The sequence below is a fragment of the Leptolyngbya sp. DQ-M1 genome, from assembly GCF_039962505.1.
GTDB lineage: Bacteria > Cyanobacteriota > Cyanobacteriia > Leptolyngbyales > Leptolyngbyaceae > Leptolyngbya.
The window spans coordinates 410,575-422,764 of record NZ_JAMPLJ010000004.1; the positions used below are offsets into that span (position 1 = coordinate 410,575).

The 12,190-nt window shown below is 49.5% G+C and carries 11 protein-coding genes; 3 read left to right on the forward strand and 8 right to left on the reverse strand.

Going from position 1 to position 12,190, the window contains the following annotated elements:
* The first annotated feature begins 13 nt into the window (after window positions 1–13).
* Window positions 14–811, forward strand: coding sequence for a Uma2 family endonuclease (locus tag NC981_RS15240; protein ID WP_348243725.1), 798 nt, complete (start codon window positions 14–16; stop codon window positions 809–811).
* Here the strand turns inward: NC981_RS15240 and holA are convergent.
* Window positions 808–1,794, reverse strand: coding sequence for a DNA polymerase III subunit delta (gene holA, locus NC981_RS15245; RefSeq protein ID WP_348243726.1), 987 nt, complete (start codon window positions 1,792–1,794; stop codon window positions 808–810). The genes NC981_RS15240 and holA overlap by 4 nt on opposite strands.
* A 131-nt stretch (window positions 1,795–1,925) precedes the next feature.
* Here holA and NC981_RS15250 point away from each other — a divergent pair, with 131 nt between their 5' ends.
* On the forward strand, window positions 1,926–2,711 hold the full coding sequence (locus NC981_RS15250) for a DUF1868 domain-containing protein (RefSeq protein WP_348243727.1): 786 nt from the start codon (window positions 1,926–1,928) through the stop codon (window positions 2,709–2,711).
* A gap of 41 nt (window positions 2,712–2,752) precedes the next feature.
* Here NC981_RS15250 and NC981_RS15255 read toward each other — a convergent pair whose 3' ends face one another.
* Genes NC981_RS15255 through NC981_RS15285 form a run of 7 tightly spaced genes read right to left on the reverse strand, consistent with a single transcriptional unit; the run spans window position 2,753 to window position 9,536 of the window.
* Window positions 2,753–3,583 (reverse strand): Uma2 family endonuclease, encoded by an 831-nt coding sequence (locus tag NC981_RS15255; RefSeq protein WP_348243728.1) that lies wholly within the window; start codon window positions 3,581–3,583, stop codon window positions 2,753–2,755.
* A 41-nt stretch (window positions 3,584–3,624) separates the two neighbouring features.
* Window positions 3,625–5,127, reverse strand: a complete 1,503-nt coding sequence (locus NC981_RS15260) for a GMC family oxidoreductase (protein WP_348243729.1) — start codon at window positions 5,125–5,127, stop codon at window positions 3,625–3,627.
* 10 nt (window positions 5,128–5,137) lie between these two features.
* The gene (locus tag NC981_RS15265; protein WP_348243730.1) at window positions 5,138–5,773 is read right to left on the reverse strand and encodes a heme-copper oxidase subunit III; all 636 of its coding nucleotides are present in this window, start codon (window positions 5,771–5,773) and stop codon (window positions 5,138–5,140) included.
* On the reverse strand, window positions 5,770–7,458 hold the full coding sequence (gene ctaD, locus NC981_RS15270) for a cytochrome c oxidase subunit I (protein ID WP_348243731.1): 1,689 nt from the start codon (window positions 7,456–7,458) through the stop codon (window positions 5,770–5,772). The genes NC981_RS15265 and ctaD overlap by 4 nt, the downstream gene beginning before the upstream one ends.
* A gap of 27 nt (window positions 7,459–7,485) precedes the next feature.
* A complete protein-coding gene (locus NC981_RS15275) occupies window positions 7,486–8,424 on the reverse strand; it encodes a cytochrome c oxidase subunit II (protein WP_348243732.1) in 939 nt (312 codons plus the stop codon).
* 6 nt (window positions 8,425–8,430) lie between these two features.
* The gene (locus NC981_RS15280; protein ID WP_348243950.1) at window positions 8,431–9,009 is read right to left on the reverse strand and encodes a DUF2231 domain-containing protein; all 579 of its coding nucleotides are present in this window, start codon (window positions 9,007–9,009) and stop codon (window positions 8,431–8,433) included.
* Between the two features lie 26 nt (window positions 9,010–9,035).
* Window positions 9,036–9,536, reverse strand: coding sequence for a DUF2231 domain-containing protein (locus NC981_RS15285; RefSeq protein WP_348243733.1), 501 nt, complete (start codon window positions 9,534–9,536; stop codon window positions 9,036–9,038).
* 373 nt (window positions 9,537–9,909) lie between these two features.
* On the opposite strand from NC981_RS15285, the gene NC981_RS15290 reads away from it, so the two are divergent.
* Window positions 9,910–12,069, forward strand: coding sequence for an S-layer homology domain-containing protein (locus NC981_RS15290; protein WP_348243734.1), 2,160 nt, complete (start codon window positions 9,910–9,912; stop codon window positions 12,067–12,069).
* The last annotated feature ends 121 nt before the right edge of the window (window positions 12,070–12,190 follow it).

Consider the following 12,190-nt stretch of genomic DNA (forward strand, 5'->3'; position numbering starts at 1 on the left):
TTGATGACTACTCATGACGGGTCAACTTCTCAATACTGATGAAATCGTCACGGAGCTAGACATTAGCCATTTGACGATCGAGGACGATATGCCGGTGGACAATATTCAATCTGAAAAACAGCAACGGCTGTTAGTCGAGCCGCTCTACAGTTCTAAAGCGTTACCGTCCCCGTTTTTTGTGGCGGCGAATGTCGGGCTGTTCTATAAGCTGAAGGGCGACCCAGTCGTTCCCGATGTCATGCTCAGTTTAGATGTGCAATGTGCTGAGGACTTTTCTCAAAAAGAGAACCGCTCTTATTTTGTGTGGGAGTTTGGCAAGCTGCCAGAAGTTTGCATCGAAATTGTCTCGAATCAAGAGGGCGATGAACTGATTCTGAGTCGAAAATCGCAGCAGAAGGGAAAGACGATGACTAAAAAAGATCTCTATTCCCAAATCCGCATTCCCTACTATGTGGTGTTTGACCCGCTCCGACAAATTCAGGGTGAAACCGAAATGAATGGAGCCTTACTGCGAATCTGGTCAAATTTTGCAGGTCGGTGTACGGAATTAACACCACCGCAAGGAATCACCCAGATCGGACAGTCGATTTGGTTAGAGGAAGTGGGATTAGGTCTCACGCTTTGGTCAGGACAGTTTGAGGAAGAGATTACGCGATTATGGTTGCGGTGGTGCGATCGATCTGGGCAAGTGATTCCGACAGGTGCAGAGCGAGCGGAAAACGAGCGTCTGAGAGCAGATGAAGCCGAATCAAAAGCGCAACGCTTAGCAGAGCGCCTGAGAGCACTGGGAATTGATCCCGATGAAGTTTAGCGGCTTCGGAAAATTTGACACAGTTCGATCGTTTTGGTTTGAAGGGCGATCGTTTCATCGTGACCCCGCTTGAGGCTGAATTCTAGATTGAGCAGCAAGGGTAGAGCGCTTTGCAGTTGGGTGAGTGAAGTTGAGAAGAGTTCTTGTTTGAGATAGTAAAGCTGCTTTGGGTTGTTTAGCTCCGCAGCTTTAGCAATTTCTCGATCGTCTCGCTCTCCTGATTCCAGCATCAGCTTGATCCAGAGTCGCAGGCGAAACTGCCCAACCAGCGTACTCACAATTCGCAAAGCTGGCTCATTTTGCCGCAGTAAATCGCTCACCAGCTCTAATGCTTCTGCTGTTTTTCCCTGCCGAATTGCTGTCAGCAGTTGCAGTGAACTTTGTGTACTGGCAGTGATTAACGGCGCGATCGCGCTTTCATTCAGCGGCTTTTTGGATTCACCTGCGAACATTTTGAGTTTTTCGAGTTCGCTGTAAAGTTGGCGCGTATCGTTGCCGACAGCTTCGGTAATGTAGTCGATCGCGCCTTGCGTGAGTTTCAGATCTAATTCCTGTGCAACTCGCTGCACTTGTTTGCTAATTAGTTCAGTTTTCCAAGGTGGAATGAGGGCGAATTCTTCAAGGGTCGCGTACTTCTGGAGCAGTTTGGTTGATTTTAGTCGTCCATCGGGTTTGGTCGAACTGGTCAATAGAAGCGTTGTCGTTTCAGGCAAGGCGATGAGGGTGCGATCGAGTTCAGTTAGGACATCTTCAGGGCAGCGTTGCGCTAGAGTTGTTTCTGAGAGCCAGACGAGGCGATTCCCCGCACCAAATGGAGGAGTCATCGCCTGATTCAGCGCTTGAGCGATCGCATCACTTTGATCCGACGAGAATTTATCAAAATTAAAACTTTCCCACATTGGGTCAAGTGTCTTTTGTTTCAAGCGCTTCACGGCTTGAGAGAGCGCAAAGCTATCCTCGCCCCAATAAAAGTAAATCCCCATACTGATCTTCGCTTCCCGCTGCCCTAGAGTAATACCCGATCATTAAATCTCTCGTAGTAGGATGACACTTTACCGTTAGATTTAAGAATGGATTTCTAATTTATCGATTTACGGCGCGAGGCGATCGCACATTGGACGAGAATTATCAAACTTTCCTCAATCGCGTGATGCGGTTAACCCTGCCGGACACTTACAAGTCTCAGGTGCAGCACATCCAAAAGTCCCCAAAGTTTCAGCGCTCCCCGGAGGGTGTATGGCTTCCGACTGCGTTTCCCGGCTACACGGTGATTACGCCGCCTGGATCTGAAGACGGCAAAAATCGGGGTCTCTATGAGTCTCTGAAACATTACCAGAATCGGATTGCCCAAACGCTAGGGGCTGAGATGTTTGCGCCGATTCCAGCAGACAGTTTTCATGTGACGGTCGCGGATCTTATCTGGAATGGCGCATATCTTCATGCGGCAGAATCGCCGGGATTTGATGAGCGATTGCGTGATCGTGTGGCGAGTAGTTTCCGTCAGTCTCAGCCGATTGGCATCGGAGAGGCGATTCGATTCCAGGTGGTCGGATTGATGGTGATGGCAAGAGCGATCGCGGTTTGTCTGGCAACGGTGGATAGTTCAGGATACGAGCGGATTTTGAAATTCCGGCGATCCATTTATCAAAATCCAGACCTAATCGAGATTGGCATCGAGCAGCAATATTACTTTACGCCACATATTACGCTGGGTTATTTTGGCAAGCTGCCACCGGATCTCGATCGCGCTCAATTAAGTCAAACGTTTGATCAGTTGAACCAAGACTGGTTAGACAACTATCCCGATAATGAGTTCTGGATTCATCAAGCAGAGTTCCGCAAGTTTAATAACATGGCGGAATATTTACGAGAGCCAGATTGGGCGACGTTTCAGTTTTGAGGTGGGAAGTAGCGATCGTGAGTGCGATCGCTACTTCTTCCCTAGCCTTCATCGGGATCAATCCCTAGTGCCCGGAGTCGCTCAGCTAGTCGTTCGGCGCGTTGGTGTTCTGTCTCGGCACGTTGGCGTTCTGCTTCGGCTTGATGGCGTTCGATTTCGGCGCGTTGACGCTCGATTTCTAGACCTTCGGCTCCCGTCGGAATCACCTGACCAGAACGATCGCACCACCGCAACCACAGCCGCATCACTTCGTCTTCAAACTGTCCTTCCCAGAGCGACAAACCCAATCCAACGGCTTCTAGCCAGACAAATTGCCCCGGCTGGGAGAGTCCCTCCGGGGGGGTCAATTCCACATAACCGCTTTGTGCGATCGCCCACACGCGCAGCAATGCCCCATTCATATCAGCTTGAATCTGTTGAAGCGGATCGAACACCACATAGCAACGAACACCGATTTGAGCATAAATATCTTTTTTCGCCGTCGTTTTCCCTTTCTGTCGAGACTTCTGGCTAAGGGTGACTTCATCCCCTTCCTGGTTAGACACAATCTCGATGCAAGCTTCGGGAACTTTACCAAACTCCCACACGAAGTAGGAGCGGTTTCGCCGTTCGGAGAAGTCAGCACGTTGGACTCCGAGGCTAAGCATCGCATCCGGTACGATCGGATCGCCCTTGAGCTTGTAGAATAATCCAACATTTGCAGCCGCTAGGAAGGGGGCGGACAGCGCTCTGGAACTATAGAGCGGTTCGACTAAGAGCCGTTGCTGTTCTTCAGATTGAAAGTTGTCCACCGGGGTATCGTCCTCGATCGTCAGATGGCTGATGTCCAGTTCCGTGATGATGTCTTCGTCGTTTAGCAGATCTTGAGACATCGACAATTCCCCAACTCGATAGGACTATTATGGCGCGATCGTTATTTCAACCGCTCAACCAGGTGATCGCCCACTCGCAACGCATTCGCCATCACAGTAAGCGACGGACTCACACTCGCATTCGATGGAAAGAAGCTACTATCAACAACATAGAGATTATCAACCTCATGAGCGCGACAGTTGAGATCTAACACGGAAGTATTGGGATCTTCGCCAAATCGACAGGTGCCGCATTGATGCGCCACTACCTGAATCGGCATATCACTGCGAGGATGGGCAGCACGATTGAACATTGAAGGCTGGGAAGCTTCGACTTGTTTGAGCGCATCAATCCAGCGATGGACTAAGCGATCGTGTGCTTCGACATTGTTGGCGGTGTAGTCGATGTGCAGCTTATCTCCGACAAAGCGGAGGCGATTGTCGGGATTCGGTAAGTCTTCAGTTTGTAACCACCAACCGAGCGATCGCGTTGCCAATTGGCGAATTCCAAATCCGGGCAGCACTCGCGAAATCGCAGAGAGAACCGGAGGTGCTTCGGTAAAAATCACATCTTGCAAGATGCCACCTGAGTTCTGGACATGACCCATTGGATAGGTGTAATCACCATTGCCCCAGTAAAAATCATTGATTCCAAGGGTGCGCTGGAATAGTCCAGAGTTCGCGTCTGCCATCAGTTGCACCACAACCGATAGCTGTTGCTTCATTAGATTGCGTCCGACTTGATTGGAATGGTTCGCAATGCCGTTTGGGTGCTTTTCGTTTTGCGATCGTAATAGCAATGCCGCAGAGTTGATCGCACCACAAGACAACACAATGATATGCCCAAGGAAGAGATACGATTGTTCACCAACCTTAGCTTCAACAGCTTTGATTTCTGTGCCAGAAGGATTGGTATGTAAACAAACAACTTGAGCAGAAGTCTTCAGCGTCACATTCTCATAGTCTAGAATCGGAGTAATCCCTGTATCTTCGGCATCAGTTCTCCCTTGCTGATTGATGCCCAGAGGTAAATAAGCGGGATGTAAGCCTTGTTTGGAAAGTCCATCACACACGGTTTGGATGTGCGATTCATGTGCAACTTCAGAAAATGGATAGTCTTCGCTGTGCGTGGGTTCTGTCGGGTCGTCGCCTAGCTTGCCGTGAACTTGGTATAGCTTTTCAGCCTCGGTGTAGTAAGGCTCGAAGTCTGAGTATTTTACGCCCCATTCTGGAGAAATGCCGTCTTGATGTTCAACGGCTTCAAAGTCTCGATCGCGCATTCGCATCAAGACTCCGCTATAGATCTTTGTATTACCGCCGACACAATAGCTGGTTTGCGGATAAAACGGCTCTCCATTCTCGTCGTACCATTGTTCCGGGGCGTGAAACTGTTCTTTTTTAAACAGTTCGATGTCCTGAGTTTGGGAGCTTTCTCGCACCGGGAAAAAGCCACGCTCTAGAACTAGAATCTTTTTGCCTGTAGGAGCAAGCTTACGCGCCAGAGTGCCGCCTCCTGCGCCTGTGCCGACAATAATCACATCATAGAATTGATCATCAATAATCATGGCGCTGCTCCTACTGCCAGACGTAAATCAGAACATACAGAATAATCCAGATGACATCGACAAAGTGCCAGAACAAAGAGGTCGCTTCTACGCCAAAGTAACCACTGTCGTAGTTACCGGGAATAAACGATCGACCAATCATCACCGTTTGCAGCAAAATTCCACTGAGAACGTGCAAGCCATGAAATCCGGTTAATAGATAAAACAATCCACCGAATACGCCAGAGGTCAGTCCAAAGCTCAGTTGACTCCATTCAACGGCTTGACCATAAAGGAAGTAACCCCCCATTGCCATTGTTGCTAGCAGAAATAGTCGAAAGCCCCAGAGCTTTTTATCATGCAGATATCGTTCAGCGACATAGATCACAAAGCTACTGGAAACAAGAACGATCGTGTTGATCAACGGCTCTCTTGTCTCTAGATGAGTGACTCCAGGCGGATACCAATCAGAATTACTGGTTTTGAAAACACTGTAGCCAACAAAGAAGCTGAGAAAAATCACACTCTCAGACAGCAGGAACACAATAAAGCCGAACTTACTATTTTCTGCTTCCTCATGTGCCTGCTCGGAGCGAATCTCGGCTTCTATAGATTTTGCGGTGCCGTCGGCGTTGCGCGTTGCGCTAAACGAACTTTCTGCGGTCATGTCGTTACTCCATCAGCGGGGACAATCTCGGACTGATTCTCGATAAGCGGTTGACTTTTGCCGTACTGATAAGGCGGTGAAATCACCACAGGAATTTTTTCAAAGTTCTCGACCGGAGGCGGGGAAGTAGTGAGCCATTCGAGACCGATCGCACGCCACGGATTGTTCGGTGCTTTTTCCCCCTGAATCCAAGAACTCACCACGTTCAGAATGAAGGGCAACACCGAGATTCCGAGCAAAAATCCACCGATACTTGCCATCACATTCCACAGCGCAAACTCAGGATCATAAGAAGCAACTCGGCGCGGCATTCCCATCAGTCCCGCAAAGTGCATCGGGAAGAAACATAAGGTTGTACCAATGAAAGTCAGCGCAAAGTGTAGCTTTCCAAGTCCTTCGTAATACATTCTCCCGGTCATTTTCGGGAACCAATGATACAAACCTGCATAGATACCAAAGACGATCGTGCCGTAAATCACGTAATGAAAGTGCGCGACGACAAAGTAGGTATTGTTGACGTGGATATCGATCGGCACTGATCCCAACATCACTCCAGTAATGCCAGCAAACACAAAATTTGTGATTCCAGCGAGAGCAAACAGCATCGAAGTCGTCAGCCGCAGCTTTCCACCCCAAATCGTTGCCACCCAACCAAAAACCTTAATTCCAGTTGGAACAGAAACAAGCAGCGTGGTAAACATAAACAGAATTCGCATCCATCCGGGAGTCCCGCTGGCATACATATGATGCACCCACACTAAGCCGCTAATGAAGGTGATCATGAGTGATGAAGTGGCAATCACTCGATACCCAAACAAAGGTTTTCTCGCATAAACCGGAAGCACCTCGGAGAATATCCCAAACACGGGAAGCACCATGACATACACGGCAGGATGGGAATAGAACCAGAAAAAGTGCTGGTACAGCAATGGATTTCCGCCCCGCTCTGGCGCAAAGAAGCTCGTTCCCAAAGTTAAATCGAACAAGAGCATCACGGCTCCGGCAGTCAGGGCAGGCAGTCCATAGAGCTGAATGAGCTGTGCAGCTAACACTGACCAGACAAACGCAGGCGTTCTATACCAAGTCATTCCGGGCGCACGCATTCTCACGATCGTCGTGACAAAGTTCACGCCGCCCAGGATCGAGGACACACCCGAAATCGCGACCGCAAGAATCCATAACACCTGCCCATTAATCAGATTTGCAGTCGGATTCTGCAAGCTCACAGGCGGATAAGCCCACCAGCCGGATTGAGAGGGGCCACCCGGAACAAAAAAGCTGACGATCATCAAAATCCCAACCACAGGGATCATCCAGAACGAAACCGCATTCAGCCTTGGGAATGCCATATCTCGCGCCCCGATCATCAATGGCACCAGATAGTTACTCAATCCCACCAACACGGGAAACGTCCACATAAATAGCATGATCGAACCATGCATCGTGAACAATGCGTTATAGACTGTTCGATCGACCAAATCTGCTTCGGGTGTAATCAATTCACCGCGCATGATCATCGACAGCAATCCGCCGATCAAAAAGAAGACATACGCTGTCACAATGTACTGAATCCCAATCACCTTATGATCGGTGCTGAAGGTGAAAAATCGCTTCCAGTTATCGGGCGCACCAGGATACGGTTGCTGGCGGGCGACCTCGATCGCTTCTACAGGAACATTCGTCATCGCAATTTATCCAGTTATTTTAATTTGCTAAGCAGCAGGGCTAGTCGGTTCTTGTTTGGGTGCAAAGTTCACAACCGGAGGCGGCGCAGGTTCTACCGTTTTCCAACCTCGAACCACATTTTTCTCAGCACTGCGGGCGTGTTCTGCGGCAGCGGGATTAAAGGCGGGAGTGGGAGATTGACTCGCAGCCGTGGCTAACCAGCGATCGTAGTCTTCCTGGGATTCAACCATAACATCGGCTTGATTCGAGGCAAAGTAAGTGCCACTGTAGAGCGAATCGCGCAATCGATATTTACCGACTCGAATCGGCGTGAACTCAAAGTCGATCGTTTTACTCGGAATCACATCTTGCTTTAACCGGAATGCAGGCACATAGAATCCGTGTAGCACATCATCTGAGTGCAAGGTGAGATGAATGCGATGATCGACAGGCAAGTGTAGCTCTGTGCTAGTAAGGTTCTGATCGGGATAGCGGAACACCCAAGCCCATTGTTTCGCAGTGACATCAATGTTCTCGGTCGGGAGCGCTGGCTTCACTTCATTCAAGTTCATAGCATAAGCGGCTTGCATCTCCATGGGATTGTGAAGATGCACCAGTTCCATCGGGCCGCGAATTGCCATTGCATCATAGATTTGATAGCTATAGGTTGCAATCCACAGCACTAACAGTAAGGGAGCTGCTGTCCAGACGATTTCGATCGTCGTATTGCCTTCAATGTGCGGGCCATCGCTAAAGTCATACTTTTCGGCACGTTGAAACAACACCGAATACAACACAACCAACGAAATGCCAAGCAGAATAAACGTTCCGATCCCCGTCAGAATGCTGAATAGTCCATCATACAGTTTTGCCTCAGCCGAAGCCTGCGGCGGAAACCAGGAGTACGCCTGCTTTGCCATCCAGAAACTGGCAGTCGTTAGAAAAGCGACAAAGGCACTAATTACTAAAATCGGGCGGAGTTTCATGAGCTTCTACAGTTTAAGATCGGGGTTTTCGCCTGCTTTAATCAATTGATCCGCTGTGGTGTGAATGCCAAATTCGCCGCCTAAGTGCGCTCCCAATGTTCCTTGAACAAACATAATCAGAAAGATCAGAAGACCCACCGCAATGTAGCTCCACTGCACTTGGCGCGCCATGTCTTTTCGCCAAGCGAAGCGCTGAAATCCTCGCCACACGGTCATGCCCACGATCAGAGTCAGCAGCAATACGCCACCCACGCCATGCCAGACCATTGTTTCGAGTGCCTGTAGCCCCCAAACGCTTTTAACATCGGGGATCGGATCAGCGAGCAGCATTTCATAAAAGCCAGAAGCAACGGTGAAGAAGGTAATCACAGCCGCTCCTACCATATTGAACCAACCCACATCAAACAAGCCCGATCGCGTGACCGGAATCGCCAGATACTTAAATAGGGCTTTATCCACCGGAAATAGCACCCCGACAATATCAAACGAAATCGCCACAATGAACAGTCCCAAGGTTAAATGCACCAGATTGGGATGGATTGGGATCACATACGGTAAATGATTCGCTCCTAGCTGATCCGCCATTTGATCTAGGAGTTCTGTTTTGGTCGTCACAGTTGTCCTCCTCTTGTGGCTTCTACAACGGGAACAGAATGGAGCCCATAAACCCATACCAATAAGTCCCCTAAGTAGGTCTGAGCAATGACCAGTCCCACCAGCGCAACACTGGCAACAATATAAGGGGTTGGAAGCTGGGGTTTGTTCTGCAGTCGAAGGACATAGCGCCATCCGGTCACGGCTGCCAAAACTCCAGACAGCGACCAACCCAGGATGGAATGTAGATTCAACGTCGAGACGGCTGCATCATAAGGCTCTGCAAGTCCCGCTTCAATTTGTCCAAAAATGACTGCAATAAAGATAGAGACTGTAGCAAATACCAAGTTCCACCAGCTGACCTCTGCCAATTTTGGATTGCGCGTGAAGTAGCTAACCGTATCGCAGACGAACGCGAACAATACCATCGCGATGACAAAATGCACCACGATCGGATGGATGGTATCGGGATACGGCAAATTATGCTCGTTGAGCGGTGGGAGAAGAGAGTCAAGCACGAGTTCTCAAAGGTACAAACGACACTAGGAATAACTTAAAAGGCGATCGCGCTGGAGTTGTGCGCTCCTTAGCAATGTTTTAATCTTTATGAGTTAATTGGTGGTTTGAAAATTCGGTGGTTTGAAAATTCCGTGGTTTGAAACTCACAAGTGCATCAAAACCATAACGTAAGCATTTGATCCAAAAATCCATCTAGAGAAAGGCAGAGAAGTGCAGATTTGGCTTCAATATTCTCTTACTCGAAGTTTCTTAACAAATCTGTGTGCGACCTGGGCGCAAATGAGTATCATGAATTACTTTTGAAGCTTCCTGGAATCGCTGATTTACTTTCTGTTGCATTTCACAAGATTACCTATTCACGCTTAAAACGTTATGGTTCAAGCAGGCTCTCCCATTCTCTTTGTCAATCCTAGTAGCGGTAACGATGGTGCTGCCGGAACGTCATCGGCTCCGCTCAAAACGATCGCCCGCGCTCTTCAACAAGCCCGCTCTGGCACTACGATTCAACTCGCTCCCGGAACTTACAGCACAGAAAGCGGTGAATTTTTCCCGATCGTGATCCCGTCTGGAGTGACGGTGATCGGCAACGAGTCGAATAAAGGCAGTGGGATTTTAGTTCAAGGAGGCGGGAACTTCTTGAGTCCGTCTTGGGCAGGACAGAATATCACCTTCCGGCTCGAAACCAATGCTCAGGTACGCGGTGTGACGGTGACAAATCCGAATTCACGCGGAACAGGCGCTTGGGTAGAATCAACGGCTCCGACGATCGCCAATTGCACCTTCACTAACTGCAAACGTGAGGGTGTGTTTGCTACGGGAACGGCAAATCCGATCGTGACCGATTGCGTATTTGTACAAAACGATGCCAATGGTGCTTCTTTTTCTCGCAATGCCAAAGGGGAATTCCGGCGCAATGTCTGTCAGAACACCGGGTTTGGACTTGCGATCGGCGATGATGCGGCACCATTAATCCTTGAAAACCGAGTGTTTCAGAACCGCGCCGGTATCGTGTTGAGTAATGCAGCGCGTCCAGTGTTGCGGGGCAATACGATCGAGCGAAATACCGAAACCGGCGTTGTCATCTTAGCAAGCAGCGCCCCGAATTTAGGCAGCAGTCAAGATCCCGGCGGTAATACCATCCGCGATAACGGCGAGTTCGATCTTCAGAATGCGACGAATCCCCAAATTACGATCGTCTCTGTCGGGAATCAATTAAATGCATCGAGAGTTCAAGGCGCAGTCGATTTCGTGGTGAGTCAAGTTCCAACCCCAACTCCAACTCCCACACCGACTCCGACTCCAACCCCGACTCCGACTCCCACGCCAGTTCCCACTCCCACACCGACTCCGACTCCAACACCGACGGCTGGATTGACGGATATCAGAGGGCATTGGGCAGAAGCATTTATCCAATCGCTCGTGAGTCGAAATCTGGTCACTGGATTTCCAGACAATACCTTTAAGCCAGAGAATTCATTAACTCGCGCTCAGTTTGCTGCGATCGTGGCGAAAAGCTTTAATCTGCCGCTGAAGCAACCTGCAACAAACTTCTCTGATGTGCCCTCAAATTTTTGGGCAGCAGAAGCGATCACAAAAGCGAATCGCATGGGCTTTATTACTGGATTCCCAGATGGGACTTTCCGACCTGGCTTAAATCTCACTCGGACGCAAGCGATCGTTGCCCTTGTCAATGGGTTAGGGCTATCTGGTGGGACGCAAAATCTGCTAGCACTGTATAGCGATCGCGCTCAGATTCCGAGCTTTGCCACTGATAAAGTCGCTGCCGCAACGCAGCGCCGCTTAGTGGTGAACTACCCAAACTTGTCACAACTGCGCCCTTTGCAGGAAATTACCCGTGCTGAAGTGACGACGTTTATTTATCAATCGTTAGTGGCACTGAGTCAAGCACCGACGATCGCATCCGCTTACATTGTCAATCCTGATGCAACCAACATCGCCTTTATTGATGTAACCAATCATTGGGCAAAAGATTTCATTCTGGGCTTATCCAATCAGAGCTTGATTCAAGGATTTGCAGATGGCACCTTTAAGCCCGATGCAGCGATGACTCGCGCTCAGTATGCCACCTTGATTGCGCGGGCATTCAATCCAGCGCCAAAGCGAGCAGGAGTCAGCTTCCAGGATGTGCCTGGAGATTTTTGGGCGAGGAGTGCGATCGACCAAGCTTACCGCGCTGGATTTATTTCCGGCTTCCCAGATGGAACCTTCAAGCCGAATCAAAATGTCACGCGGCTGCAATTAGTCTTGTCGCTGACAAGTGGGTTTGGCATTCCGTCTGCCAATGCAAATATCTTGGCGGTGTTGGACGATCGCAGTGCGATTCCGCAATCGGTGCAAGACCGAGTAGCCGCAGCAGTTCAGGCAGATATCGTCGTGAACTATCCAAATCAGAAGCAGTTTAACCCGAACCGAGAAGCGACCCGCGCCGATGTTTCGGCAATGGTTTATCAAACGTTGCTCAGAGATGGACGAGTTGCATCAGTCGATTCTCCGTACATCGTGACGGCATAAGCCGGGAGCGGCGAGATTGGGCTTGCTCAATCTCGCCGCTTTAACTGCATTACAGCCTTGTTACCGGAAGGTTGGCGCTTGCAAGGAAATTCCGACAGAGTAAGATGAAAGGGACAGTTAC

What these genes read in the sequence shown, in the direction of transcription:
- NC981_RS15265 (WP_348243730.1), bottom strand. Translation starts at nt 5,773, where the DNA reads ATGACCGCAGAAAGTTCGTTTAGCGCAACGCGCAACGCCGACGGCACC.
- ctaD (WP_348243731.1), bottom strand. Translation starts at nt 7,458, where the DNA reads ATGACGAATGTTCCTGTAGAAGCGATCGAGGTCGCCCGCCAGCAACCG.
- NC981_RS15255 (WP_348243728.1), bottom strand. Translation starts at nt 3,583, where the DNA reads ATGTCTCAAGATCTGCTAAACGACGAAGACATCATCACGGAACTGGAC.
- NC981_RS15275 (WP_348243732.1), bottom strand. Translation starts at nt 8,424, where the DNA reads ATGAAACTCCGCCCGATTTTAGTAATTAGTGCCTTTGTCGCTTTTCTA.
- NC981_RS15290 (WP_348243734.1), top strand. Translation starts at nt 9,910, where the DNA reads ATGGTTCAAGCAGGCTCTCCCATTCTCTTTGTCAATCCTAGTAGCGGT.
- NC981_RS15280 (WP_348243950.1), bottom strand. Translation starts at nt 9,009, where the DNA reads ATGGCGGATCAGCTAGGAGCGAATCATTTACCGTATGTGATCCCAATC.
- NC981_RS15260 (WP_348243729.1), bottom strand. Translation starts at nt 5,127, where the DNA reads ATGATTATTGATGATCAATTCTATGATGTGATTATTGTCGGCACAGGC.
- NC981_RS15240 (WP_348243725.1), top strand. Translation starts at nt 14, where the DNA reads ATGACGGGTCAACTTCTCAATACTGATGAAATCGTCACGGAGCTAGAC.
- holA (WP_348243726.1), bottom strand. Translation starts at nt 1,794, where the DNA reads ATGGGGATTTACTTTTATTGGGGCGAGGATAGCTTTGCGCTCTCTCAA.